We start from the raw sequence: 26,554 nt of genomic DNA on the forward strand, positions 1-26,554 counted from the left end.
AAGTATTTTTGGCGGCCTTTTCCCAAAAAAAACGCCCAAGATCCCCCCCGGAGATTCCTGGGGGGGGCACGTCTACCTCGACAAGCACACCCGCCGCATCACCGCCACCGCGCGTCTGGATCGCTACCTCGACAAGACCCCGGCCAACTATAGCCAGGGCCAGGAAGTTGATCTGCTGGTTGCCGAAGCCACCGACATGGGCTTCAAGGCGATCATCAACAACAAGCACTGGGGTTTGATTCACAAGAACGAAATCTTCAAGTTCATGCGTGCCGGCATGATCGAGAAGGGCTATATCAAGGAAATCCGTGCCGACGGCAAGATCGCCCTGAGCCTGCAACCGGTTGGCCAGGAAGCGGCCAGCAGCCTGAACTCGAAGATCCTCGCCAAGTTGCGCGACAATAGCGGCACCTTGCCGGTCAGCGACAAGAGTGATCCGGCGCTGATCAGCAGCCTGTTTGGCGTCAGTAAAGGCAACTTCAAGAAGGCCATCGGTGCGCTGTACAAGGAAGGCAAGATCGTCATTCACGCCGATCGCATTGAACTAACCTGAGCCTTGGGTGGCCCATCCTGCATGGGCACACACGAGGTCGGGTCGATGAAAAAAGCGCTGATTGGCTATGTTGCAACGCTGCTGACGTTCCTGCTGCTCGACGGCATCTGGCTCGGCCTGTTGATGGCGCCGACCTATCGCGAATTGCTCGGTCCGTTGATGCTCGAAAAACCGCTGCTGGTTCCGGCAGCGGTTTTTTATTGCCTGTATGTTTTTGGTTGTGTGGTGTTTGTGGTGACGCCGGCAGTGAGCTGGCAGCGCGCCGCGAAGATGGGCGCGTTGTTGGGGCTGGTGGCGTACGGCACGTATGACCTGACCAACTGGGCGACGTTGCGCGGTTGGTCGGTGCAGGTGACGTTGATGGATTGGGCGTGGGGGACGTTTGCGACTGCTGTGGCTTGTAGCGTCGGGTTTTTGCTGGCGAGGCGGTTGGGCAAGGTCTGATCCGAGAGGTAGATAAGCAATGCCGGCCTCTTCGCGAGCAGGCTCGCTCCCACAGGGAAATGCATTCCAATTGTGGGAGCGAGCTTGCTCGCGAAGGGCGGCGTAGCCGACAGCCATTCACCACTGACGTCACTGAAGCACAAAATGTCTTTTCCAGACGGCTTTTTCCCTCTGACTGATTGATAATCCCCAGCACTGTTTTCTGACCATTGGATGGCCTGCCATGTTGTGTGTGTTCGAGGTGTTGAGGTGAGTGTCGAGCGGCGCAATGCCGACAGTTTTGCCCTGCAAGTGATGATCGGCCTGTGCCTGATCTGGGGCGTGCAGCAAGTGATGATCAAATGGGCGGCGCCGGACATCGCGCCTGTCATGCAAGCGGCCGCGCGCTCTGGGATCTCTGCGTTGCTGGTGGGCTTGCTGATCTGCTGGAAGGGCGGCTGGGATCAGGTCGGCACGACCTGGCGCGGTGGCTTGCTGGCCGGTGCCCTGTTCGGTCTGGAGTTCTTCTTCATCGCTGAAGGCCTGCAACTGACCACTGCCGCCCACATGTCGGTATTTCTCTACACCGCACCGATTTTCACCGCGCTCGGCGTGCACTTCCTGTTGGCCAGCGAGCGGCTGCGGCCGTTGCAATGGCTGGGCATTCTGCTCGCGTTTATCGGCATCGCGATTGCCTTCGCCGGTGGCGTGTCATGGGACAACCTCGACCGGCGCATGCTGTTGGGCGATGCCTTTGGCGTACTGGCCGGTGCCTGTTGGGGCGCAACCACGGTGGTGGTGCGCGCCTCACGGCTGTCGGAAGCTCCGGTGACGCTGACCTTGTTCTACCAGTTGATCGTCGGCTTCCTCGGCCTGCTGCTGATCGCGCTGTTCAGCGGCCAGATCACCCACGTCAGCCTGACCACCGTGGCAGTGGCCAGTGTGCTGTTCCAGGGGCTGGTGGTGTCGTTCTTCAGTTACCTGATCTGGTTCTGGTTGCTGCGTCGTTATCTGGCGGCGAACCTTGCGGTGTTTTCGTTCATGACGCCGCTGTTCGGCGTGACCTTCGGCGTGATTCTTCTGGGCGAACAGTTGAGTGTGAACTTCGTGATCGGCGCCGTTCTCGTGCTGCTCGGTATCACTTTTGTCAGCGCCGAGCAGTGGCTGCGTCGGCGTTTGCGCAAAGCGCTGGGTCAACGCTAGGCGCCTGCATCGCCAAGCCGCCGGCAATCAGCAAGCCGCTGCCGGCGAGCACCAGTGCCGGATGCAGGCCGCCGCTGAAATGGCTGCTCAGCGCTGCCAGCAACGGGCCGCTGAGTTGGCCCACGGCAAAGCAGGCGGTGAGCATGCCGGCGTTGCGCTGGGTGGCATGCGGCGCCAGTTCCCGCGAGCGTTGCATGACCAGTTGCATGCAAGCCAGAAATGGCGTGCCGCACAGGATCACGCCCAGCGCGAGGCCGAGACCACTGCTCAATAGACAGGCGAACACGCCAGCCGCTTGCAGCCACAGCGTCGCCATTAACCAATGCCGTGTGGTTTCTGGATCGTGACGCCGCAAGCTCACCAGCAACACGCCGAGCGCAGCGGCCAGACCGAAGCAAGGCCAGAACAGATCGGCCTGCCACTGCCCATGAAACTGCGCATTGGCCATTTGCGAGAGGAAGGTCGCCGGAATGATGTAACCGACGCCGTACAGCGCATAAATCACCGCCAACCGCCCGATACCCCGATTCGATGGACTGACCGCCGCCACAGCAACAGTAGCCATTGCGACGGGCGTCGGCAGCAATCGCCATACGCCCAACATCATCACCAACGCAGACGCGGCATAAATCAGCCACAACGTCGCGGACGTCTGGTTCAGCAGATGTGAGACCAGCGCCATCAACCCTGTCAGAAAAATTCCCAACCCCGGTCCGGCAAACACCAGTGCGCCCAAACGTGGACGACCCGCAGTGGCAGCCAGCGGCTGACTTAACGAAGTGATCATCACCAGCACCCACGCACTCGCCACCCCCGTGCCAAAACGCAGCACGAGGTGCGACCAGAAACCATCGGCCCAAAACGACGCCAGGGTCAGCAGCACGCACAACCACAAGCCGCCGTGCAGGCGCCGCTGAACCTGCTGCGGGCGATGGGCGAACATCGCGTCCACCGCGCCAAGCAGGTAGCCGAGGTAGTTGGCCGCCGCAATCAGACCGGCGGCCGTCAGGTCGATCTGGCCTTCGCTGAGCAGGTGTGGCATTTGCGGGGTGAGGGCGAAACGCCCGATGCCCATGGCCATCATCAGGGCCACGAAGCAGGCGGATAAGCGAATCAGGGGCGACATGGTCGGGATTCCTTGGAAGCATCAATGACCGTCAGGCTAGGACTGATTGACTTTCTTTAAAATTGAATAATAGTGAGTAACTTGTTCTGTTCTGGAGAAAGGTTGTGGAATTCAGCCAACTGCGGATCTTTCAGGCCGTGGCCGAGGAGGGTTCGATTACCCGCGCCGCCGAACGACTGCATCGAGTGCCGTCGAACCTGTCGACCCGGCTCAAACAGCTTGAAGAACAACTGGGGGTAGAGCTTTTCGTCCGTGAGCGTCAGCGTTTGCAGCTGTCGCCTGCGGGAAAAGTCTTGCTGGACTACACCGGCAAACTGTTCGCCCTGCGCGATCAGGCCAGTGCGGCGGTCATGGGCGGCAAACCGGCCGGCGATTTCGCTCTGGGCACCATGTACAGCACGGCGGCAATTCATCTGCCGGCGCTGCTGGCGCGCTATCACAAGCAATATCCAGCGGTGAATCTGCAGGTGCAGTCGGCGCCGAGCGGGGAGTTGCTGGAAGGTCTGCTCACCGGGCGTCTTGATGCGGCGCTGGTGGATGGTCCGCTGGAGCTGGCCGGACTGGACGGTGTGCCGTTGTGCGAAGAACGTTTGGTGTTGATCACCGAACCTGATCATCCGCCAGTACATAGCGCCCGGGACGTTGAAGGGCGATCGGTGTTCACCTTTCGTCGCGGATGTTCGTATCGCATGCGCCTGGAGGCGTGGTTTTCGCACTATCACGCGGCGATGGGCCGGGCGATGGAGATCGAGTCCTATCAGGGCATGCTCGCCTGCGTGATTGCCGGCAGCGGCGTGGCGCTGATGTCGGAGTCGATGCTGGCCAGTCTGCCGGGCCGCGACAGCGTGGCGATGCATCCGTTGGCCGAGCCATTCGTGGGTGCGACAACGTGGCTCATGTGGCGCAAAGGCATGGTCGGCGCCAACCTCAATGCCTGGATTGAGGTGCAGCAGGCGGTCTATCCTGCGGCTCAGATCGAAACTCGGGAAACAGCTTGAACCACTGTCCGCGAACTCTGTTCAATTCAGTAACAGATCATTGCGGATTTGGCCGAGCATTGCGTAGGACTTCGGACTATTATCAGTGCGAAGCGGCCTCAGAATTCCGGCCGCTCAGCACCACCCTGAAGGGGGCATGACGATGAAAGAGAAAATTCAAAACTGGCTGCACGATTTGGGTGTTGCCCTCGGTTTGATCGAACCGCCTCTGCAACCTGTACCGATCCGCACCGATGACGAGCAGCGCCGCCGTCAACAAAGGCGCCGGTAACGCCCCCGATCCGAGATCAACGGATTCAAGATCAAGAGATCGCAGCCTTCGGCAGCGCCTGCACGGATAAATGTAGGCGCTGCCGAAGGCTGCGATCTTTTGCTTTTAATGACGCCCGATTTCAAGCAAGAACCGGCTCAAGTCATTCGCGGTCTTCGCGGTCTTGAGCATGCGGTCTTCCTCGGCGGTGAATGCCGTCAGTCCGAATTCATCTTCCAGATGAAAGATCAGATCCTCGATATCGGCTTTCTCCAGACCCAGTTGCACCAGACTGGTGTTGTCGGTGAATTCGCGGGTTTCCAGCAAACGCCGGATGTATCGGTGCACGGCGGCACGCACGGCAGCTCTTCTCATGGCAGGTTTTTCTGATTGTTGTTTTGCTTGAGTGAAGCAGGCCTCAGGCGTGGCGGCGCAACCACTCGTCAATCATCGAGCGCAAATGCTCCCCGGAAAAACTGCCGAAATGCCCGCCATGCACGGTGCGGATCGGCAACGCCTGCAAACGTCGCAGGCTAGCGGCGTAATCATCAAGATTGGAGTGGTAGGCGTCTTCGATCAGCGGCCCGTTGTAGATGATGTCGCCGCTGAACAGCGTCTCAGTCGCCGCCTCATACAGGCTGATGCCACCCGGCGAATGCCCCGGCGTGTGCAGCACCTGCAGCGTACGATTGCCGAGATCGAGCACATCACCGTCCTCGACAAACCCGGTCGCCGGCGCGGCTTTGACCCGGTATTCGGCGTAGCACAACGGGCAATCCGGATGCGCCTCGAACATGTCATCGCCGACGAACGCGCGACTCAAATCATTCTCGCCGTCCGGCGCCGCAAGAATGTCGGCCTCGGCGCGATGTACCAGACGCTCGGCAAATTCGTGATGCCCGGCGATATGGTCGAAATGGCAATGACTGGCCACCGCCACCAGCGGACGCTCGGTGATCCACGGCAACTGCTCCCGCAAGCTCACCAGCCCCGAACCGCTGTCCAGCAACAGGTCTTTGTCGCGGCCCTGCACATGCCAGAGGTTGCAGCGGTAGAACGGCCGAATGTACGGCTCGTGAATAAGCCGGATGCCATCGCTCAGGTGCTGCACTTCAAACCACTGATCGCGCGAAACGATCTTCATAAATCATTTTCTCCAGGCGTAAAAAAACGGGTGTGGCAACCGACGCCACACCCGTCGAAGAAAGCATCAAGTCGTTACATCAGAGCTTAGATCGCACTCGCCACGGTTGCCGGGCGAGGGGAGACCAGGCTGACCACCACAAAACTCACCAGACCTACGCCGAGGCTGTAGTAGATCGGCGTGTTGGCATCCAGACCGTCCTTGAACATGAACAGCAGTGCGGTGGCGAAACCCAGGCCCATGCTGGCGATGGCGCCGGCGGTGGTTGCGCGTTTCCAGAATATTGCCCCCATCAACGGGATCAGCATGCCGCCCACCAACAGGTTGTAGGCGAGGGTCAGCGCACTGATCACATCGTTCACCACCAGCGCGATACCCAGCACAACGATGCCGGTCAGCAGGGTGAACAGGCGGTTGATGCCCAGGCTCGACGGTTTACCGCCACGCAGCTTCGGCAGCAGGTCTTCAGTCAACGTGGTGGCGGCGGCGAGCAAGCCGGCGCTGGCGGTGGACATCATTGCCGCCAGTGCCGCAGCGATCACCAGGCCACGGATGCCGTCCGGCAGCGACAGTTTGACGATGGCGGCGAAGGCGTTGTTGACGTTGTCCAGATCCGGGATCAGCACGTGCGCAGCCATGCCGATCAGCGCGCAGGCCAGGCCGTAGACGATGCAGTAGATGCCCGCGATGCTGCCGGCGTATTGCGCGACTTTCGCGGTTTTGACGGTGAACACCCGTTGCCAGATGTCCTGACCGATCAGGATGCCGAAGAAGTAGATCATGAAGTAAGTGATGATCGTGTCCCAGCCGATGGTGGTGAAGCTGAAGGCAGTTGCCGGCAGTTTCAGCACCAGTTCGTCCCAACCGCCGACGCGGTACAGGCAGATCGGCAACAGGATGAACATCAGGCCCACGGTCTTGATGATGAACTGGACGATGTCAGTCAGGGTCAACGACCACATGCCGCCGATCGCCGAATAAACCACCACCACGCCGCCGCCGAGCAGCACCGAGATCCAGAACGGCAGGCCGAACAACACTTGCAGCACGGTGCCGATGGCGAGGATCGAGGTCACGCCGATCATCAGTGCGTAGGCCAGCATGATTGCTGCGCTCGCCGAGCGGGCCATCGGGTTGTAGCGTTTTTCCAGGACCTGGGTAACGGTGTAGATCTTCAGTTTCAGCAGCGGTTTGGCGAGGAACAGGTTCAGCGCAACGATGCCGCAACCGAGGGCTGCGCACAGCCAGAAACCGGAAATGCCATGCACGTAACCCAGACGCACGGTGCCGACGGTGGACGCACCACCGAGCACGGTAGCGGCCATGGTGCCCATATACAGGCTCGGGCCGAGGTTTCGACCGGCAACGAGAAAGTCCTCGTTGGTCTTGGCCTTGCGCATGCCGAAGTAGCCGAGCAAGAGCATGCCGGCGGCGTAGATGAGGACGACGAATAAATCCAAAGCCATGATGGCGTGTCTCCGATTGTCTTTTTTATGGTGAGGCTGAATTCGAATCTCCCTGTGGGAGCGAGCTTGCTCGCGAAAGCGATCTGTCAGTCACATCACCTTTGAATGTGCCGCCGCCTTCGCGAGCAAGCTCGCTCCCACAGGGTTTTGTGTTTAATCAGGCGGCTTGGCGCAGTTCAGGTTTTTCTATGACTTGGCTGCGCGCATCCGTCGGGCCGAACACTTCGCGCGGTTCCGGGAACAGGCTCAGCAGCGTCAGGTACACCACCGAGGCCAGGCCCAGGGTCACCGGCAAACTGATGTCGATGCCACCGGCCATTTCACCCAGCGGGCCAACGAACTGCCCCGGCAAATTGACGAAGCACAGGCCGACCGCCGCGCTCGGGATCCATGCGCCCAGACCGCGCCAGTTCCAGCCGTGGCTGAACCAATAGCGCCCGCCCTGTTCGCCACGGGTGAACACTTGCAGGTCATCCGGGCAGTAGAAGCCGCGACGCACCAACAGGCCGATGATCATGATCACCATCCATGGCGTGGTGCAGGTGATGATCAGCACGGCGAAAGTCGACACGCTCTGCACCAGGTTCGCCGCAAAGCGACCGATGAAGATGAAGGCAATCGACAGCACGCCGATCAGCAGCGTCGCTTTCACGCGCGACAGCACCCGCGGAAACACGCTGGACATGTCCAGCCCGGTGCCATACAGCGAGGTGGTGCCGGTGGACATGCCGCCGATCACCGCAATCAGGCACACCGGCAGGAAGAACCAGCTCGGCGACACCGCCAGCAAACCGCCGACATAGTTGTTCGCCGCGATGTAGTCCGGTGCCTTGATCGCGACGATGGTCGCGGTGGTCAGGCCGAACAGGAACGGGATGAACGTGGCGATCTGCGACAGCACCACCGCCGCCATGATGCGTTGCTTGGAGGTGTCACGCGGGATGTAGCGCGACCAGTCACCGAGGAACGCGCCGAAGGAAATCGGGTTGCTCATCGCCACCAGCGCAGCGCCGATGAACGCGGCCCAGAAGCCCGGCTGACCGAGATTCACCGTACCGGCGTAGTTCACATCGAAAGGACCGGCGAAGGCGAAGATGCCCAGCAGGAACAAAAGGCTGGCGCTCCACACCGCGATCTTGTTCACCCACAGCAGAAAGCGGAAGCCGTAGATGCACACGGTCAGCACCAGGATCGCGAACAGCCCGTAGGCCAGGCCCAGGGTCAGGTCGGTTTCCGGCAGACCGATCAGGCGTTTCGCACCGCCGATCAGCGCATCGCCCGAACTCCACACCGAGAGCGAGAAAAACGCGATAGCGGTCAACAGCGACAGGAACGAACCGACGATCCGCCCGTGCACGCCGAAATGCGCACCGGACGACACGGCATTGTTGGTGCCGTTGAGCGGGCCGAACAGGCCCATCGGTGCGAGGATCAGCGAGCCGAGCAGCACGCCCGACACAATCGCCCAGACGCCGGCCTGAAAAGACAGACCGAACAGCACCGGGAAACTGCCGAGCACGGCGGTGGCAAAGGTATTCGAACCACCGAAGATCATCCGGAACAAGTCCGTCGGGCCTGCGCTGCGTTCGTGGTCCGGGATCTGTTCGACCCCGTGGGTTTCAATCTGCGTAAGGCTTTGGTCGTTGTTGTTGTTATTCATGATCTGCTCCGATCATAAAGGCGCGCCTCATCGTGCGTGAGGCGTCACCTGTTTGGCTAAGGGGATGGCAGCCCTTCCGGCATCGCGGACAAATGTTCGTGGCAGGCCAGCCAATGGCCTTGTTGTTCTAGGCTCGACGCGTGTTTCTTGAAAACAATCGTCTCGCGCTCCTGGCTGAAGTGTTGCTCCCCTTGCATGCGCAGCTCGGTGGCCACGTCATGGATGAAAATCGCCACATCACCTTGCAGGCTGACGAAGGCGTTGCTTGAGGTGCACGCAAGCACCTCGAAGCCATCCTCGGCGCGCCAGTTGTCCCACAAGGCCTGATAGGCATCGCGCGACAGCAACGGCTGTTCGAGGGTGTAGAAGACGAAACTCGCATCGGCGCTGAAGGCGCCGAAGTAAGCTTCGCGATCGTTACGGGCGAAGGCGGCCACCAGATCGGCGGCCGCTCGCAAAACCTGATCACGTTCGTTCATGACCCGATCCTCAGCGATGGACCACGCCAGGCAGTACGCAGAGCATTTCGTACAGCAGGTTGGCGGCCAGCAGCGAGGTGTTGCCGGTGGTGTCATAAGCGGGCGAGACTTCTACCAGATCGCAACCGATCAGGTCGAGACCTTGGCAGCCACGAACGATTTCAATCGCCTGAATGGTCGTCAGACCACCGATTTCCGGGGTGCCGGTGCCCGGCGCCCAGGCCGGGTCGATGCCGTCGATGTCGAAGCTCAGATACACCGGGCCACCACCGACTTTCTCGCGAACTTCAGCCATCAGTGGCGCCAGCGACTTGTGCCAGCACTCTTCGGCCTGCACCACGCGGAAACCCTGATCGCGGCTCCAGTTGAAGTCATCAGCGGTGTAACCCTGCGCACGCAAACCAATTTGCACCACGCGGTCGCAGTCCAGAAGGCCTTCTTCGACGGCACGACGGAAGGTCGTACCGTGGGCGATCTTCTCGCCGAACATGTGATCGTTGACGTCAGCGTGGGCATCGATGTGCACCAGACCGACCTTGCCGTGCTTTTTATGAATCGCCCGCAGGATCGGCAGGGTGATGGTGTGGTCGCCACCCAGGGTCATCGGGATCACGTTGTGCTCGAGGATGTTGTCGTAGGCTTCTTCGATGATGCGCACGGCGTCGAGCAGGTTGAAGGTGTTGATTGCCACGTCACCGATGTCGGCGACCGACAGCGAGTCGAACGGCGCAGCGCCGGTGGCCATGTTGTACGGGCGGATCATCACTGATTCGGTGCGGATATCGCGTGGCCCGAAACGGGTGCCGGGGCGCAGCGAAGTACCGATGTCCAACGGCACGCCTACGAAAGCAGCGTCCAGGCCGGCAGCGGTCGGTACATGGGGGAGTCGGAGCATGGTGGCGATGCCGCCGAAGCGCGGCATTTCGTTGCCGCCCAGTGGTTGGTGAAGAATCTTGTCCACGGGTAAGGCCTCATCGTCTTTGTTTTATTTATGTCGGCGCGCCGTTCAGCAAGGGTTCGGACGCCGCTGTGGGGCCGATGATGCGAAATGTAGTGCGGCGGAAGAATCGCTACGGGCAAAAACTTAGTTCAGATTTTTCTAAACTAATGCCAGACTTCCGCACCTGCTCGTTCCCATGCTCCGCGTGGGAATGCATCTACGGACGCTCCGCGTCCAGCCGTACTCGCAGGTGACGCAGAGCGTCACGGGCTGCATTCCCACGCAGAGCGTGGGAACGATCCTTGGAGTAGACATGGCCAACGCTTTACCCGACCTGAAACTGTTGCGCATCTTCGTCAGCGTGGTCCGTCATCAGGGTTTCGCCAACGCCCAACAGGAACTCAACCTGTCGACCTCGGCGATCAGCACCTACATGAGCCAGCTCGAAGCCGCGCTCGGCCTGGTGCTGTGCCATCGCGGGCGCGGCGGGTTCAGTCTGACCAGCAAGGGTGAATTGTTCCATCAGGAAACCCTGCGCCTGCTCGCCGAACTCGAAGGTTTCGAGCAATACGCCGCCGCGCTCAAGGGCGAACTGCGCGGCACACTTAACCTCGGCGTGATCGACTCCACCGTCAGTGACAAGGCCTTGCCGTTCGCCGAAGCCATCGGTGCCTACAGTCAGGAACACCCGGCGGTGCATTTGCATTTGTCGGTGATGAGCCCGTACGAACTGCAACTCGGCGTGCAGGACAACCGCCTCGATCTGGCCATCGGTGCGTTTTCCACGCGCATGAGCGGCCTGATCTACATGCCGCTGTACCGCGAGCAGCACTGGTTGTATTGCAGTAGCCGCCATCCGTTGTTCAACGAGCGGCGCATTCCCGAACAAGTCATCACCCAGCAACGCATGGTCGGGCGCGGTTACTGGAGCCAGGCGGAGCTGGCGCGACACGGCTTCAAACACAGCGCGGCGACGGTGGAAAGTATGGAGGCGCAGCTTATTCTGGTGCTGTCCGGCGCCTACATCGGTTACTTGCCAGAACACTACGCTCAGGCCTGGGCCGACAAGGGCGATTTGCGCGTGTTGCTGCCAGCGACGTTTGGTTATCAGGCGCCGTTTTCGATGATCATGCGCCGGGGCCGCAGCCGTGAGCCGTTGATCCAGACTTTCCGTGATTTGCTCAAAGCTCAGCTCAATCAGGCTTAGCTTGTAGGGAAAAGAAGTATGTCCAGAATTCAATGCTCGCGCTGCCTGCGCCCCCAGACCCATTGCCTGTGCCCACTGATCCCGAGCCTCGACAGCCGCACGCGGGTGTTGCTGTTGCAGCATCCGAGCGAGGTCAATCATGCGTTGAATACCGCACGGTTGGCGGCACTCGGTTTGACCAATGCCGAGCTGATTGTCGGTGAAGTATTCGAGGATTTGCCGGCGCTGTTGAACCGGCCGGGGTATCAGGCGCGATTGTTGTTTCCCGCCGATGATGCGCAGCCGATGCAGGCTTATGGTGCGTCCGATGAACCACTGTTGCTGGTCGTTCCGGATGGCACCTGGCGCAAGGCGCGCAAGATGTTGCACCTCAATCCGCTGCTGGCGGCGTTGCCACGGGTGACGTTGGCCGAAGGTGGCGTGTCGCGCTATCGCTTGCGCAAGGCACCGGGACCGGGGGCGTTGTCGACGATCGAGGCGATTGTGCAGGCGTTGCAGACGCTGGAGGCGCCGGCGTCATTCGAGCCGTTGCTCAAGCCGTTCGAAGCGTTGATCGAGGGGCAGATTGCGGCGATGGGGGAGGAGACCTTCCAGCGTAATCATGGCGACAAATGATCGTTCCCACGCTCTGCGTGGGAATGCATCCAGTGACGCTCTGCGTCACCGTCGTGAAGGGACGCGGAGCGTCCCGGGCGGCATTCCCACGCGGAGCGTGGGAACGATCATTGGCTAGCGCTCACGCATCGCTTCGGTCCGCGCTTTCAACACTGGTTTGAGCAGATAATCCAGCACACTTTTCTCTCCGGTAATAATGTCCACCGTCGCCACCATCCCCGGAATAATCAGCAACGGTTTCACATCCCCGCCCAAGTGGTTTTTATCGGTACGCACCTGAATCAGATAGAAGCTGTTGCCCTTGTCATCGGTAATCGTATCAGCGCCAATCAGCTCGAGCTTGGCACTCAGCCCACCATAAATCGTGTAGTCGTAGGCACTGAACTTGACCATGGCTTTCTGGCCCGGATGCAGGAATGCGACATCCTGTGGCCGTACTTTGGCCTCGATCAGCAAGTTATCTTCCAACGGCACGATTTCAACCATGTCGCTGCCCGGTTGAACCACGCCGCCGATGGTGTTGACCTTCAATTGCTTGATCACCCCGTGCACCGGTGAGGTCACGGTAGTGCGGGTCACGCGGTCGTCGATGGCGATGCTGTTGGCGGTGATTTTCGACAGGTCGGTGCGTTTTTCATTCAGCTCTTTGGCCGCCTCCGAGCGGAAGGTTTGCTCCGACTCGTCGATCTTGCTGCGGATCTCGGCAATCGCCGATTCGGCGCGGGGAATCGCCAGGGTCGTGGCGTTCAATGAGCCTCGGATTTCTACCGCGCTGCGCTTGAGGCGGAGAATTTCCACGGGTGACACCGCCCCGGTTTTCACCAACGGTTCGGACATGTTCATTTCTTGCTGCAGCAACGCCAGACTGGAACTGAACTGGCCTTGCTTGGAGCGAAACTCGGCGAGTTCCTGGGTTTTCTGCCGCAGTTGTTCGCTGAGCGTGCGCTGCTCGCTGGCCAAACGGCGCTGGCGTTGTTCGTACAGTGAGCGTTCGTCCTCGGCGACTTGCGGTGCCTTGGCGATCACTTCATCGGACAGCTTGAATGGCCGCCCCTCGGCTTCTGCGGAGAGCCGTTCGACCTGCGCGGTCAACGCATAACGATCGGCCTCGCTTTCGCCCTTGTTCGAGCGAAAGCGCGTGTCATCCAGGCGCAGCAAGGTATCGCCCTTGTTCACCATTTGCCCTTCACGCACAAAGATCTCGGTGACGATGCCGCCCTCAAGGTTCTGGATCACCTGAACCTTGCTCGACGGAATCGCCTTGCCTTCACCCATGGTGACTTCTTCGAGCACGGCAAACTTGGCCCAGACCACCGCACTGATCAGCAGCGCCGCCGCCAGCCACACGGTGATCCGCGACCAGCGCGGCGAATCCTGTAACGACGCGCCGGCGGTTTCCGGCATGAATTCGGCTTCGGCGCTTTTGCCGAAACTGTCGAAGTAGCCGCGATCTTTGCTATCGGAGGAAGCAGACATGGGGCAACTCCTAAACCGCCGCCGAGCCGACACGGCCCTTGCGCAGTGCATCGATGACCGCTTCTTTCGGACCGTCGGCGACGACCCGGCCGTTGTCCAGCACCAGCAAGCGGTCTACCAGGCTCAGCATCGAAGTGCGGTGGGTGACCAGCAGCAAGGTCTTGCCTTGCACCCAGCCGTGCAGCTTCTGCCGCAGTTGGTCTTCGCTGCTGTTGTCCATGGCGCTGGTGGGTTCGTCGAGCAGCATGATCGGCGGATCGAGCAACAGCGACCGCGCCAGCAAAACAGCCTGGCGCTGGCCGCCGGAGAGCAATTGCCCGCGCTCGCCCACTGGCCGATCAAAGCCCTGCGGATGCTGGCGGGCGAGTTCGGTGACGCCGGTCAGTTCGGCGACTTCGAGCATGCGTGAATCGCTGATGTAGCGCGCGCCGAGGGTCAGGTTGTCGCGCAAACTGCCGGCCAGCAGCGGCAGATCGTGGGCGACGTAACCGATCTGTTGGCGCAGGTCGGCGACATCCAGTTGCCGCAGGTCGAGGCCGTCGAGCAACAGTTGGCCTTCCTCGGGTTCATAAAAGCCCATGACCAATCGCGCCAACGTGCTTTTGCCCGAACCGCTACGACCGATGATGCCGACCCGCTCACCGGGTTTCAGGCTGAAGCTGACATTGCTCAGCGCCGGCGCATTCTGGCCGTTGTAATGAAAGGTCACGCCGCTGACGTCCAGCGCGCCTTGCAGTTGCGTGCGTTCCAGTGGCCGCTGTTTGCCGTCGCGCTCTTGCGGTAAAGCCATCAGCGCGTCAGTGCTTTTCATGGTCAGTTGCGCTTGCTGATAGCGGGTGATCAGCCCGGCGATCTGCCCCAGCGGCGCGAGCACGCGGCTGCCGAGCATGTAACTGGCGACCAGCGCACCGACGCTGAGGTTGCCGGCGATGATGCTGTAAACCCCGGCGACAATCGTCGCCATTCCCGAGAATTGTTGAATGAATAACGTGCCATTGGTGGCCAGCGCCGAGAGATTGCGCGCATGGCTGTCGAGGCGGGTGAGGGCGCCGTGGGTACTTTCCCATTTGTGCTGGCGCTCGCTCTCGGCGCTGCAGGCCTTGAGGGTTTCCAGGCCGCCAAGGGTTTCGATCAGCACGGCTTGGCGTTCGGCGCCGAGGCTCAGGCTCTTTTGCACGGTATCCCGCAGGCGCACCTGAATGATCATCGCGAAGAGGATCGTGATCGGAAATGCCAGCAGCGGAATCACCACCAGCCAGCCACCCAGCAGGCCGATCACCACCAGCATCAGCACCACGAAGGGCAGGTCGAGGAGCCTGGTGGGGGTTACCGCCGTGAGGAATTCACGCAGGCCCTGGAAGTCATGAATGCTTTGCGCGAAACCGCCGATGGTTGCCGGCCGTGCCTTCATTGACATGCCGGTGATGCGTTCAAATAAAGTCGCGGAAAGGATCACGTCGGTTTTCTTGCCAGCGGTGTCGAGCAGGTGCGCGCGCACCACCCGCAGGACCAATTCAAACCCGGTGCCGATCAGCAAACCGATCGACAGCACCCACAGGGTCGAGGTCGCCTGATTCGGCACCACGCGGTCGTAGGTTTGCATGACGAACAGCGGCACCATCAGGCCTAGCAAGTTGATCAGGAAACTGGCGAGGATCGCATCGCTGTAGAGCCATTTCGACAGCTTCAGGGTGTCGCGAAACCACGCATGCACCCGTGGCACCAGCGGTGAGCGCAGGTCTTCGAGTTCGTGGCGCGGCCGAGCGAACAAGGCCTGGCCGCTGTAGTGCTCGGTGAGTTCGTCGCGGCTGATCCATTGCTCGCCGCCATCGGCTTCGCTGGGCAGAATCAGCGCTTTGCCGTCGTCGCCGAAGCGCCGTAAAACAGCAGTGCGACCGTCGTTGAGCAGCAACAGAATCGGCAGATTGAGTGGCGAGATGTCTTTCAGCTCGCGGCGCAGAACCCGCGCCTGCAACCCGGCCCGGGCGGCTGCGCGCGGCAGCAGGTCGAGGCTCAGGCGCTGTTTGTTGAGGGGCAGCCCGGCACTCAGGCTGGCGCGACTGACCGTCGCGCCATGCAGTTTGCAGAGGATCAACAGACCGTCGAGTAACGGATCATCGAAGCTCAGCCGCGGATCGACCCCGGCGTTCCCGGGTTCCATGCTGGTCATATTGATCGCCTCTGTTGAACGGGCACGGGAATCCACACATTGATCGTTCCCACGCTCCGCGTGGGAATGCAGCCCGGGACGCTCCGCGTCCCAAAGCGGACGCAGAGCGTCCATTGAGGCATTCCCACGCAGAGCGTGGGAACGATCAACATGGGACTTACTTCAGTTCGGGCAGGCGCGCTTCGTTTTTCACTTCGGTCGCAGCGATCGCATCGGCCGGCAACACCACCCGTTGCTTGCTCAGCAACTGGCCCATGTTCGCCAGCACGCGGTACATCGAATATTCCTCGGTGTAGCGGATTTCGGTGTAACGACGGTTGGCGTTGTACAGCTCGTTTTCACTGTCGAGCAGGTCGAGCAGGGTGCGTTGGCCGAGGCCGAACTGATCCTGATACGCGGCGCGCACGCGTTTGGTAGTTTCGGCGTATTCGCGGGCAGTCGGGGTCTGCTTCTTCGCGTTAACCATGGCGTTCCACGCCAGGTGGATGTTTTCGTTGAGTTGGCGCAGGGCATTGTTGCGGATGTCCATCGCCTGATTGATCTGGTGCGCATCGGAGGCCAGTCGCGCCTTGTCGCTGCCGCCGCGGAACAGGTTGTAGTTCATCACCACACCGACGCGCCATTCGTTGTCGTGGCCTTCATCGCCCTGCACGTTGTTGTTCGCACCCACGGCCGCTTCAGCGTCGAAGCGTGGGTAGAACGGCGACTTGGCGACTTCGTACTGGCTCTCGGCCGATTGCACGTCAGCCTGTGCCGATTTCAGATACGGGTTGTTTTCGACCATGCTCTGCTGCGCTTCCGGCAGGCTGGTCGGCAATTCGCCACGGGTCGAAGCCGGGGTTTCCAGCTCATCGGGCATGCGCCCGACCACGCTGTAGAAATTCGATTCGGCGTCGGCCAGATCGACTTCGGCGGTGTCGAGGTTGTTCTGTGCCAATGCCTTACGAGCGACCGATTGATCGGAGTCAGCGGTACTGCCGACGCCACGCTCGGTGCGCAGGCCGATCTGGTCGTTGACGCGCAAGTGCGCCTGCAGGTTGTTGCGGGCCAGGGTCACCAGTTCGCGGCGCTTGAGCACTTCGAGGTAGACCTCGATGGTGCGCAGAGCCAGATCCTGGGCGGTGCCTTGCGCGTAGTAGGCGCGCGAATTGGACACGCCTTTGGTGCGCTCGACTTCATTGGCGGTGTTGAAACCGTCGAACAGCATTTGTCGCAAGCGCAGCTCGGACTGTGTGTAATTGAGGATTTCGGTGTGGTGATTGCCGAAGGCCCGGGTGTTGGTGTTGTCGCTATAGCCACGGCCGTAAGCGGCGTTCAAATCGACTGACGGATAGAAGCCGCCCTTGGCGACTTTGATTTGTTCATCTGCCGACAGGCGCGCATCCACGCGCGAGGCCAGTTCGGGGTGAGTGGCGATGGTGCTTTGAATAGCCTCGGTGAGGTTCATGGCCTGGGCTTGGGAAGTGCAAGCCATGGCCAGCAAAACCGCGCTGCAGAGGGGGGTTAGAACGCGCATGGGTGCATCTCCCTGAGTCCTGATGGTGTGTTACTGTCGCCAAATATTTGACGATATTTTTAGGTGTAGGCGTTTCACTCTTGTAACAACAGAGCTAAGAACATCCTGAAGCGTAGCTAAGAAAAAATTTTCATAAGGCTTATGCCGAAAAAAACTTATGCGCTTTGTAAAAACCGGCACATTGTTCAGCATGAAAGCCTTTGTTTTATGCGCTTTAGGGAGCGCAGGAAGGCTTGAGGAAAGTTCCACTCACTTTGCGACATACGGCGAAGTACTGCTGAAGGGGAGGGACGCGTAGCGGTTGATGAGCGACAGATTTTTGTCACTCGGGTGATTCACCACCGTTACGTAGCGTTAGTGGGCGTGCTGCCTCGATCAGGACTCGGAAGTGCTTGAAAGCACTGAAGTTTCCTCAAACAGCCACCTGCGAAACGAACTGTTGAAGGTGCGAGCGTCGCCTCCAACAACCCGATTGAGCCATGGGCTGCTTCGCTTACCAGTGCCGACGGTGGTCGGCAGCGGAGGATTTCACATGGCAACGCTCATCGGCACAGTCACTAAAGTCATTGGCCAGGTTTTCGCCCAGTCAGCCGACGGTACTAAACGCGCACTGGTTGAGGGGGATCGCCTGTATGCCGGCGATCAACTGATCACCGGCGCAGAAGGCGCCGTCGCCGTTCATCTGCAAAACGGCCAGGAATTGACCCTGGGGCGCGACAGCAGCCTGACCATGACCGGCCAGTTGCTGGCCGATCAGGCCGCCCACGTGAATGCGCCGGAAGCCTTGACCCCAAGCGAAGCGCAACTGACCGACGTTGAGCAAATCCAGAAAGCCATCGCCGCCGGTGATGACCCGAGCAAAACCGCTGAAGCCACGGCTGCCGGTCCCAACGCCCCGGGCGGTGCGCCGGGTGAGCTGGGCGGCGGCCACAGTTTTGTCTTGCTGACGGAAGTCGGCGGCCGGGTCGATCCGATCATCGGTTTCCCCACTGCCGGGTTCGGCGGTATTCCTGAATTCCCCGAAGAACGCCACAACGCGGTGATCGACAACGGCGACAACACCCCGGCAGTCGTGGTGCCGCCACCGGTCAACAATCCGGTAACCCTCACTGGCCTGGCCGTGCTCGGCGGCGAACTCAATCTCAATGAAGCCAATCTGCCTGACGGTTCGGCCGCCAACCCCGGCGCGCTCACCCAAAGCGGCAGCTTCAGCGTGTCGGCACCGGACGGTCTGACCAGCCTGAGCATCGGTGGCATCAACCTGATCAATGGCGGCGTAGCGGTCGGCTTCCCGCAATCGATCACCACTCAACTGGGCAACACGCTGACCATCACCGGTTACAACCCGAGCACCGGCGTGGTCACTTACAGCTACACCCTCAACGGCAACGAAAGCCATGCGGCCGGCGACGGCGCCAACAACCTCAGCGAACAGTTCACGGTGATTGCCGGCGACAGCAATGGCGACACGGCGACCGGCACGCTCGACGTCAACATCACCGACGACGTACCGAAAGCGTTCGATGACAGCAATGGCACGGCGTCAGAGACCCTGCTGACACTGACCGGCAACGTTCTGACCAATGACGTGCAAGGTGCCGACCGCGTGCCCACCGGGCCCGTCACTCCGGGCACTTTCACCGGCACGTACGGCACCTTGGTGCTCAATGCCAACGGCACTTACACCTATACCCTCAACACCAACGACGCCGATTTCAAAAATCTGCACGGTGGCGGCAATGGCACGGAAACCTTCGCCTACACGATCACCGACTCTGACGGCGATAGCAGCACCGCAAACCTCGTTTTGCAGATCCACAACAATGACGACCCGGTGATCATCAATGGCCTGAACGTTGAAGGCGGGGAACTGACGGTTTTCGAGAAGAACCTCGGTACCGGCAGTGAACCAGATGCAACCGCACTGACCCAGAACGGCACGTTTACCATCACTGCGCTGGACGGCGTAACGACATTGACGGTTGGTGGTATTGCCGTTGTCAGCAACGGTGTAGCGGCAGGCTTCCCGCAATCGATTACAACACCGCTCGGCAGCACTCTGACGATTACCGGTTTCAATGCCACGACTGGCGTCGTGAGTTACAGCTACACGCTCGATCACAACGACGCGCACCCGACTGCCAATGGCGCCAACACGCTCAATGAGCAGTTCGCCGTGACGGTGGTCGATGACAACGGCTCCACGGCCAATGCGTCGCTGGACGTGAACATCGTCGATGACTTGCCCAAAGCCGTGGATGACTCCAATGCCGGCACCGCCTCGGAAACCAGTCTGACCTTGACTGGTAGCGTCCTGACCAACGACGTGCAAGGCGCCGACCGCGTGGCCACCAACGAAAGTGCCGGGCCGATCACGGCCGGCACCTTCACCGGGACTTACGGCACTTTGGTGCTCAACGCCAACGGCACCTACACCTACACGCTCAACACCAACGATGCCGATTTCAAAAACCTCCACGGCGGCGGCAACGGCACGGAAACCTTCACCTACACCCTCACCGATTCCGACGGTGATACCAGCACCGCCAACCTCGTCCTGCAGATCCACAACAACGACGATCCGGTGATCATCAACGGCCTCGACGTCAATGGCGGCGAACTCACTGTCTACGAGAAAAACCTCAGCGACGGCAGCGCGCCCGACTCCACCGCTCTGACCCAGAACGGCACGTTCACCATCACCGCGCTGGACGGCGTCACCACGCTGACCGTCGGCGGCATCGCCGTCGTTACCAATGGCGTGGCTGCCGGTTTCCCGCAATCGATCACCACGCCGCTGGGCAGTACGCTGACCGTCACCGGTTTCAACGCCACCACCGGCGTGGTCAGTTACAGCTACACCCTGGTCGACAACGAAGCCCATCCAACCGCCAACGGCGCGAACAATCTGCCTGAGCAATTTGCCGTTACCGTGGTCGATGACAACGGCACCACCGCCAATGCCACCCTCGATGTGAACATCGTCGATGACTTGCCAAAAGCTGTGGATGACAGCAACACAGGCACCGCGTCAGAAACCTTGCTGACCCTGACCGGCAACGTCCTGACCAATGACGTGCAAGGCGCCGATCGCGTACCGACCGGGCCAGTGACGGCCGGCACCTTCACCGGGACTTATGGCACCTTGGTACTCAACGCCAACGGCACTTACACCTACACGTTGAACACCAACGACGCGGACTTCAAAAACCTCCACGGCGGCGGCAACGGCACAGAAACCTTCACCTACACCCTCACTGATTCCGACGGTGATACCAGCACCGCGAATCTGCTGCTGCAGATCCACAACAACGACGATCCCGTGGTCATCAGCGGTCTCGACGTCAACGGCGGCGAACTCACTGTTTACGAGAAAAACCTCACGGACGGCAGCGCACCCGACTCCACGGCGCTGACGCAAAGCGGCACGTTCACCATCACCGCACTCGATGGCGTCACCACGCTGACCGTCGGCGGCATCGCTGTCGTCACCAACGGCGTCGCCGCAGGTTTTCCGCAATCCGTGACCACGCCGCTCGGCAGCACACTGACCATCACCGGTTTCAACGCCACCACCGGCGTGGTCAGCTACAGCTACACCCTGGTCGACAACGAAGCCCATCCAACCGCCAACGGCGCGAACAATCTGCCTGAGCAATTTGCCGTTACCGTGGTCGATGACAACGGCACCACCGCCAATGCCACCCTCGATGTGAACATCGTCGATGACTTGCCAAAAGCTGTGGATGACAGCAACACAGGCACCGCGTCGGAAACTCTGCTAACCCTGACCGGCAACGTCCTGACCAATGACGTGCAAGGCGCCGATCGGGTAACGACCGGACCGGTAACCCCGGGCACGTTCACTGGCACTTACGGCACCTTGGTGCTCAACGCCAACGGCACGTACACCTACACCCTGAACACCAACGACGCCGACTTCAAAAACCTACACGGTGGCGGCAACGGCACGGAAAACTTCGCCTACACCATTACCGATTCCGACGGCGATACCAGCACCGCCAACCTGGTGCTGAACATCCACAACAACGACGATCAGGTCTACCTCAATGGCCTCGACGTCAATGGCGGCGAACTCACGGTCTACGAGAAAAACCTCAGCGACGGTACCGCTCCAGACACACCGGCGCTGACCCAGAGCGGCACTTTCACCGTCACCGCCCTTGATGGTCTGCAAACCCTGACCGTGGGCGGCATCAACGTGGTCACCGGTGGCGTGGCCGCAGGCTTCCCGCAATCGGTCGTCACGCCGCTCGGCAGTACGTTGACCATCACCGGTTATGACCCCGCCACCGGCGTAGTCAGTTACAGCTACACCCTGGTCGACAATGAAACCCATCCGAACGCCAACGGTGCCAACAGCATCACCGAGAACTTCAACGTCGTCGCCACCGACACCGATGGCAGCACCGCCAGCGGCCAGATCAACGTCAACATCGTCGATGATTTGCCCAGTGCCCATCCTGACGCCGCGTCGGTGGCGGAGGGCGGCACCGTCAGCGGCAACGTGTTGGACAACGATATTGGCGGCGCTGATGGTCCGGCCGTAACCGGCGCGGTGGTCGGCGTGCGCGCAGGCTCTGATACTTCGACCTCGGCCATCGGCGGTCTCAACAGCAACATCAACGGCACCTACGGCTACTTGACCCTGGACGCCAACGGCAACGCCGTCTATCACAGCAATCCCAACGTCGTGAACGGCCCGGGCGCAGTAGATGTGTTCACCTACACCGTGCGCGATTCCGACGGTGACGAAAGCACCACCACCATCACCATCGATGTCGCCAACAGCAAGCTGTACGCGACCAGCGACACCGACGTCACCGTCTACGAGAAAGCGCTGGACCTGACCAAGGACGGCGCTGATCTGGCGCCCGGTACGGTCACCGGCAGCGACCCGACCAGCACCGGCGAAACTGCGTCCGGCACTTTGGTCGGCTCGGTCACCGGCGCAGTCGGTGCGATCAGTTACGCGCTGGTGGGCAGCGCCACCGGCAACTACGGGCAGATCGTCCTCAACCCCAACGGCACATACACTTACACGCTGACCTCGCCGGCGAGCACCACGCCACATGCCGACGACGGCGCCAACACGCTGACCGAAACCTTCACCTATCAGGCCACCGATTCACTGGGCAACATCGTCACCAGCACCATCGTTGTGAGCATCGTCGATGACGTGCCAAAAGCCGTGAACGACAGCAACGCCAACAGCGCCTCGGAAACCCAGCTGACCCTGACTGGTAACGTGCTGACCAACGATGTGCAAGGCGCCGACGTAGTCGCAACCGGACCGAATGCCGGGCCGATCACCGCCGGTACCTTCACTGGTACTTACGGCACGCTGGTGCTCAACGCCAACGGCACTTACACCTACACGCTGAACCCCAACGATGCCGACTTCAAAAACCTGCACGGCGGTGGTAACGGCACCGAAACCTTCACCTACACCTTGACCGATGCTGACGGCGATACCAGCACCGCCAACCTGGTGCTGAACATCCACAACAACGACGATCCGGTGGTGCTCAACGGTCTCGACGTCACTGGCGGCGAACTCACCGTTTACGAGAAAAACCTCAGCGACGGCACCAGCCCCGACACCCCGGCGCTGACCCAGAGCGGCACCTTCACCGTCACCGCCCTCGATGGCCTGCAAACCCTGACCGTCGGCGGCATTGCCGTGGTCACTAACGGTGTCACTGCAGGCTTCCCGCAATCGGTCGTTTCGCCGTTGGGCAGCACCTTCACCATCACCGGTTACAACCCGGCAACCGGTGTCGTCAGCTACAGCTACACCCTGGTCGACAACGAAACTCACCCGAACGCCAACGGTGCCAACAGCCTCACCGAGAACTTCAACGTGGTGGCCACCGACACCGATGGCAGCACCGCCAACGGCCAGATCAACGTCAACATCATCGATGACTTGCCGACCGCCAAAGCGGACACCGGCTCGGTGGCGGAGGGCGGGACGGTCAACATCAGCGTGCTCGGTAACGACGTTACCGGCGCCGATGGTGCAGCAGCGGGTGGGGCGGTGGTCGGCGTGCGCGCCGGCAGCAACACCGGCACTTCGGCCATCGGCGGCCTCAACAGCAACATCAACGGCAACTTCGGTTACCTGACCCTCGATGCGGCGGGCAACGCCGTCTATCACAGCAACCCGAACTCGGTGAGCCCACCGGGCGCCACCGACACCTTCACCTACACCATCCGCGACAGCGATGGCGACGAAAGCACCACGACCATCACCATCAACGTTGCCGACAGCAAGTTGGTAGCGTCGGTCGATCAGGACGTAACGGTCTATGAAAAAGCCCTCGACCTGACCAAGGACGGCCAGGATCTGGCCGCCGGTACGGTCACTGGCAGCGACCCCACCAACACCGGCGAAACCGCGACTGGCACGCTGGTCGGCGCGGTCACTGGCGGCACGGGCGCGATCACCTACACCCTGGTCGGCAGCGCCACCGGCAGCTACGGGCAGATTCAGCTCAACGCCGACGGCACCTACACCTACACGCTGACCTCGGCGCCGAAAACCTCGCCGAGCGCCAACGACGGCGCGAACACCCTCAGCGAAAGTTTCACCTACAAAGCCACCGATGCGCTGGGCAACAGCACCACCAGCACCCTCGTGGTCAACATCGTCGATGACGTGCCAAAAGCGGTGGCGTCGGATCGTTCGGTGGCGGCGGTGGAGATCGACTCCAACATCCTTATCGTCCTCGACATCTCTGGCAGTATGGCCGACGCCTCCGGCGTACCGGGCCTGTCGCGGCTGGCGCTGGCCAAGCAGGCCATCAGTGCCTTGCTCGACAAGTACGATGACCTCGGTGATGTCAAAGTCCAGCTCGTCACCTTCAGCAGCAACGCCACCGACCGGACGACGGTGTGGGTCGATGTGGCCACCGCCAAGACCCTGCTGGCCGGCCTCACCGCTGGCGGCGGCACCAACTACGACGCTGCCGTGGCGACCATGTACAACGCGTTCAACACCTCGGGCAAACTCACCGGGGCGCAGAACGTCGGCTACTTTTTCTCCGACGGCAAACCCAACGAGGGCGATATCGGCACCGCCGATGAAGCAACGTTGAAAGCCTTCCTCGATGCCAACAACATCAAGAACTACGCGATCGGCCTCGGCAGCGGCGTGAGCAACGCCAACCTCGACCCGCTGGCGTACGACGGCATCAGCCACACCAACACCAACGCGGTGGTGGTCACCGATCTCAATCAGCTCAACTCGGTGCTGTCGGGCACTGTGCAGGGCGCGCCAGTCACCGGTTCATTGCTGGGCGAGGGCGGTACCTTCGGCGCTGATGGCGGCTTCATCAAATCCATCGTGGTTGATGGCACCACCTACACCTACGATCCAAAAGCCCTCAGCGGCCAAGGCTCGTTGACGCCAGGCGGCGGCACCAATCACGGCACCTTCAACACCGTCAACAACACGTTGAGTATCGCCACCAATAACGGCGGCACACTGCTGATCAATCTCGACACCGGCGACTACACCTACACCTCGCAGAAAACCACCGCCGTGGTCATCACCGAGAACATCGGCTTCACCGTCAGCGACAACGACGGCGACCTCGCCAGCTCGACGCTCACGGTGAAAGTGATCCCCAACGCGCCGCCCGTGGCGGTGGACGACCACGTCATCACCAACGTGTTGTCGAGCAACATCGTGGTGCCGGGCGAGCTGTTGCTGGCCAACGATACCGATCCGAATGGCGATACCCTTAATGCCACACCGACCACCTTCAATACGGGTTGGGCAGCCAAGGGCGCGGACTTCACCGGCACCGGCGCAATCAACTTCTCCGGCAACAGCAACACCGCCGCCAACCAGACCCTCGCCGATGTGCGCAATGCGTTCGCCGCCAACACTGCCGCGATGACCGCTGTACTGGTGATCAGCGGCTACCTCGGCGCGGTGACCAACGCCAATGCCAACGATGAAGACTTGATCACGGTCAAACTGAAACAGGGCGAAACGCTGAACCTGGATCACAACCTGGCGGCCGGGCACATCACCCTGGAGTACTCGCTCAATGGCGGCGCGTTCGTGACCATTGCCGACGGCGGCACCATCACCGCCAGCGCCGATGGCACCTACCAGATCCACGTGACCAACATCACCAACACCAGCGGCAGCAACACCAATGCCGCGGAAAACTATCAACTGACCATGACGGTCAACTACGCCGGGGCCCACGACATCACCCCGGACTTCCACGGCAGCTACACCGCCAACGACAATCACGGCGGCAGCGACACGGCCAACGTGACCATCAGCTATCAGGACGGCCACACCCTCACCGGCACCTCGGGGGATGACGTGCTGGTGGCCGGTACTGGCGACAACATCCTCAACGGTGGCGATGGCAATGATGTGCTCACCGCCGGCTCAGGCAACAACGAGCTGCACGGCGGCGCCGGCAATGATTTGCTGTACAGCGGCCCGGGCAATGACTTGCTCGACGGCGGTACTGGCATCGACACCGCCAGCTACGCCCATGCCACCGCCGGGGTTACGGTCAACCTCGGTCTGCTCGGTGCGCAAAACACGATCGGCGCGGGGACGGACACCCTGACCGGCATCGAAAACCTCGTCGGCTCCAACTTCAACGACACCCTGACCGGCGACAACAATAACAACGTGATCAACGGCGGTCTGGGCAACGACATCCTCAACGGTGGCGGCGGTGACGACCTGCTGATCGGCGGCATGGGCAACAACACCATGACCGGTGGCGCAGGGGCCGACACCTTCCAGTGGCTCAAGGGCAACAGCGGCCATGACCTGATCACCGACTTCACCCCCGGCACCGACAAGCTTGACCTGTCGCAACTGCTGCAAGGCGAAAACGGCACCACGGCGTCGCTGGATGACTACCTGCACTTCACCGTCACTGGCAGCGGCGCCTCGGTGCTCACCAGCATCGACGTCAGCGCCATGGCCGGCGCCACGCCGAACCAGACGATTGATCTGGCCGGCGTCAATCTGGCCAGCCACTACGGCGTAACGCCGGGAGCGGGCGGGGTGGTGGCTGGCGGGCATGACACGGCGACCATCATCAGCGGGATGCTGAATGATCATTCGTTGAAGGTGGATACCGTGTAAGCGAAGGCTGAACGACAAAACCCGCCGTCCCGTTCAACCGGGGCGGCGGGTTTTTTCTGCCTGTAGAGATGCATTGCCTGTCAGTCAGCCTTCGCGAGCAAGTCTGACGGTGCAACAGGGATTTGTGATCGGCGCAGATCCCTGTGGGAGCGAGCTTGCTCGCGAAGGCGCCAG

At 60.9% G+C, this 26,554-nt stretch carries 17 protein-coding genes and 1 pseudogene; 8 read left to right on the forward strand and 10 right to left on the reverse strand.

Annotation, left to right across the window (positions count from 1 at the left end; genetic code table 11):
* The 3 genes and pseudogenes from ACWR1S_RS08580 to ACWR1S_RS08590 form a co-directional block, all read left to right on the forward strand.
* A pseudogene (locus tag ACWR1S_RS08580) lies at positions 1-553 on the forward strand (GntR family transcriptional regulator); the annotation flags it as partial.
* Positions 554-598: 45 nt separating this feature from the next.
* On the forward strand, positions 599-997 hold the full coding sequence (locus tag ACWR1S_RS08585) for a DUF2177 family protein (RefSeq protein WP_454563186.1): 399 nt from the start codon (positions 599-601) through the stop codon (positions 995-997).
* A gap of 249 nt (positions 998-1,246) precedes the next feature.
* Complete coding sequence (locus ACWR1S_RS08590) at positions 1,247-2,179, forward strand: DMT family transporter (RefSeq protein ID WP_454563187.1); 933 nt, start codon at positions 1,247-1,249, stop codon at positions 2,177-2,179.
* On the opposite strand, the gene ACWR1S_RS08595 is transcribed toward ACWR1S_RS08590, so the two are convergent.
* Entirely contained in the window at positions 2,124-3,305 is a 1,182-nt protein-coding gene (locus ACWR1S_RS08595; RefSeq protein WP_454563188.1) for an MFS transporter, read from the reverse strand. The two genes, ACWR1S_RS08590 and ACWR1S_RS08595, sit on opposite strands and share 56 nt — an antisense overlap.
* Positions 3,306-3,409: 104 nt before the next feature.
* On the opposite strand from ACWR1S_RS08595, the gene ptrR reads away from it, so the two are divergent.
* Both ptrR and ACWR1S_RS08605 read left to right on the forward strand, forming a co-directional pair.
* A complete protein-coding gene (gene ptrR, locus ACWR1S_RS08600) occupies positions 3,410-4,303 on the forward strand; it encodes a putrescine utilization regulator PtrR (protein WP_454563189.1) in 894 nt (297 codons plus the stop codon).
* 142 nt (positions 4,304-4,445) lie between these two features.
* Complete coding sequence (locus tag ACWR1S_RS08605; RefSeq protein ID WP_007914492.1) at positions 4,446-4,574, forward strand: PA1414 family protein; 129 nt, start codon at positions 4,446-4,448, stop codon at positions 4,572-4,574.
* A gap of 105 nt (positions 4,575-4,679) precedes the next feature.
* Here ACWR1S_RS08605 and ACWR1S_RS08610 read toward each other — a convergent pair whose 3' ends face one another.
* From ACWR1S_RS08610 to speB, 6 genes are all read right to left on the reverse strand, one after another.
* Entirely contained in the window at positions 4,680-4,928 is a 249-nt protein-coding gene (locus ACWR1S_RS08610) for a phosphopantetheine-containing protein (RefSeq protein ID WP_016985936.1), read from the reverse strand.
* A 43-nt stretch (positions 4,929-4,971) separates the two neighbouring features.
* On the reverse strand, positions 4,972-5,697 hold the full coding sequence (locus ACWR1S_RS08615; protein ID WP_454563190.1) for an MBL fold metallo-hydrolase: 726 nt from the start codon (positions 5,695-5,697) through the stop codon (positions 4,972-4,974).
* 86 nt (positions 5,698-5,783) lie between these two features.
* Complete coding sequence (locus ACWR1S_RS08620) at positions 5,784-7,163, reverse strand: sodium:solute symporter (RefSeq protein WP_454563191.1); 1,380 nt, start codon at positions 7,161-7,163, stop codon at positions 5,784-5,786.
* A gap of 157 nt (positions 7,164-7,320) precedes the next feature.
* A complete protein-coding gene (locus ACWR1S_RS08625; RefSeq protein ID WP_454563192.1) occupies positions 7,321-8,823 on the reverse strand; it encodes a purine-cytosine permease family protein in 1,503 nt (500 codons plus the stop codon).
* 56 nt (positions 8,824-8,879) lie between these two features.
* Entirely contained in the window at positions 8,880-9,302 is a 423-nt protein-coding gene (locus tag ACWR1S_RS08630) for a YybH family protein (protein ID WP_454563193.1), read from the reverse strand.
* A 10-nt stretch (positions 9,303-9,312) separates the two neighbouring features.
* Entirely contained in the window at positions 9,313-10,263 is a 951-nt protein-coding gene (gene speB, locus ACWR1S_RS08635; RefSeq protein WP_003222717.1) for an agmatinase, read from the reverse strand.
* Between the two features lie 292 nt (positions 10,264-10,555).
* On the opposite strand from speB, the gene ACWR1S_RS08640 reads away from it, so the two are divergent.
* Entirely contained in the window at positions 10,556-11,449 is an 894-nt protein-coding gene (locus ACWR1S_RS08640; RefSeq protein ID WP_007914510.1) for a LysR family transcriptional regulator, read from the forward strand.
* Positions 11,450-11,467: 18 nt separating this feature from the next.
* Positions 11,468-12,064, forward strand: coding sequence for a tRNA-uridine aminocarboxypropyltransferase (locus tag ACWR1S_RS08645; protein WP_454563194.1), 597 nt, complete (start codon positions 11,468-11,470; stop codon positions 12,062-12,064).
* A 114-nt stretch (positions 12,065-12,178) separates the two neighbouring features.
* On the opposite strand, the gene ACWR1S_RS08650 is transcribed toward ACWR1S_RS08645, so the two are convergent.
* The 3 genes from ACWR1S_RS08650 to ACWR1S_RS08660 all read right to left on the reverse strand — a co-directional run bounded on the left by ACWR1S_RS08650 (position 12,179) and on the right by ACWR1S_RS08660 (position 17,226).
* Complete coding sequence (locus tag ACWR1S_RS08650; protein ID WP_454563195.1) at positions 12,179-13,540, reverse strand: HlyD family type I secretion periplasmic adaptor subunit; 1,362 nt, start codon at positions 13,538-13,540, stop codon at positions 12,179-12,181.
* Between the two features lie 10 nt (positions 13,541-13,550).
* The gene (locus ACWR1S_RS08655) at positions 13,551-15,710 is read right to left on the reverse strand and encodes a type I secretion system permease/ATPase (protein WP_454563196.1); all 2,160 of its coding nucleotides are present in this window, start codon (positions 15,708-15,710) and stop codon (positions 13,551-13,553) included.
* Between the two features lie 157 nt (positions 15,711-15,867).
* On the reverse strand, positions 15,868-17,226 hold the full coding sequence (locus tag ACWR1S_RS08660) for a TolC family outer membrane protein (protein WP_454563197.1): 1,359 nt from the start codon (positions 17,224-17,226) through the stop codon (positions 15,868-15,870).
* 532 nt (positions 17,227-17,758) lie between these two features.
* Here ACWR1S_RS08660 and ACWR1S_RS08665 point away from each other — a divergent pair.
* Positions 17,759-26,380 (forward strand): retention module-containing protein, encoded by an 8,622-nt coding sequence (locus tag ACWR1S_RS08665; RefSeq protein WP_454563198.1) that lies wholly within the window; start codon positions 17,759-17,761, stop codon positions 26,378-26,380.
* The last annotated feature ends 174 nt before the right edge of the window (positions 26,381-26,554 follow it).

The organism is Pseudomonas sp. AIG, assembly GCF_977020205.1.

Excerpts from the sequence above, each read along its gene's own strand:
- ACWR1S_RS08620 (WP_454563191.1), bottom strand. The coding sequence starts at position 7,163 with ATGGCTTTGGATTTATTCGTCGTCCTCATCTACGCCGCCGGCATGCTC.
- ACWR1S_RS08655 (WP_454563196.1), bottom strand. The coding sequence starts at position 15,710 with ATGACCAGCATGGAACCCGGGAACGCCGGGGTCGATCCGCGGCTGAGC.
- ACWR1S_RS08625 (WP_454563192.1), bottom strand. The coding sequence starts at position 8,823 with ATGAATAACAACAACAACGACCAAAGCCTTACGCAGATTGAAACCCAC.
- ACWR1S_RS08665 (WP_454563198.1), top strand. The coding sequence starts at position 17,759 with ATGGCAACGCTCATCGGCACAGTCACTAAAGTCATTGGCCAGGTTTTC.
- ACWR1S_RS08585 (WP_454563186.1), top strand. The coding sequence starts at position 599 with ATGAAAAAAGCGCTGATTGGCTATGTTGCAACGCTGCTGACGTTCCTG.
- ACWR1S_RS08615 (WP_454563190.1), bottom strand. The coding sequence starts at position 5,697 with ATGAAGATCGTTTCGCGCGATCAGTGGTTTGAAGTGCAGCACCTGAGC.
- ACWR1S_RS08645 (WP_454563194.1), top strand. The coding sequence starts at position 11,468 with ATGTCCAGAATTCAATGCTCGCGCTGCCTGCGCCCCCAGACCCATTGC.
- ACWR1S_RS08610 (WP_016985936.1), bottom strand. The coding sequence starts at position 4,928 with ATGAGAAGAGCTGCCGTGCGTGCCGCCGTGCACCGATACATCCGGCGT.
- ACWR1S_RS08630 (WP_454563193.1), bottom strand. The coding sequence starts at position 9,302 with ATGAACGAACGTGATCAGGTTTTGCGAGCGGCCGCCGATCTGGTGGCC.
- ACWR1S_RS08605 (WP_007914492.1), top strand. The coding sequence starts at position 4,446 with ATGAAAGAGAAAATTCAAAACTGGCTGCACGATTTGGGTGTTGCCCTC.
- ACWR1S_RS08595 (WP_454563188.1), bottom strand. The coding sequence starts at position 3,305 with ATGTCGCCCCTGATTCGCTTATCCGCCTGCTTCGTGGCCCTGATGATG.
- ACWR1S_RS08650 (WP_454563195.1), bottom strand. The coding sequence starts at position 13,540 with ATGTCTGCTTCCTCCGATAGCAAAGATCGCGGCTACTTCGACAGTTTC.
- ACWR1S_RS08660 (WP_454563197.1), bottom strand. The coding sequence starts at position 17,226 with ATGCGCGTTCTAACCCCCCTCTGCAGCGCGGTTTTGCTGGCCATGGCT.
- ACWR1S_RS08640 (WP_007914510.1), top strand. The coding sequence starts at position 10,556 with ATGGCCAACGCTTTACCCGACCTGAAACTGTTGCGCATCTTCGTCAGC.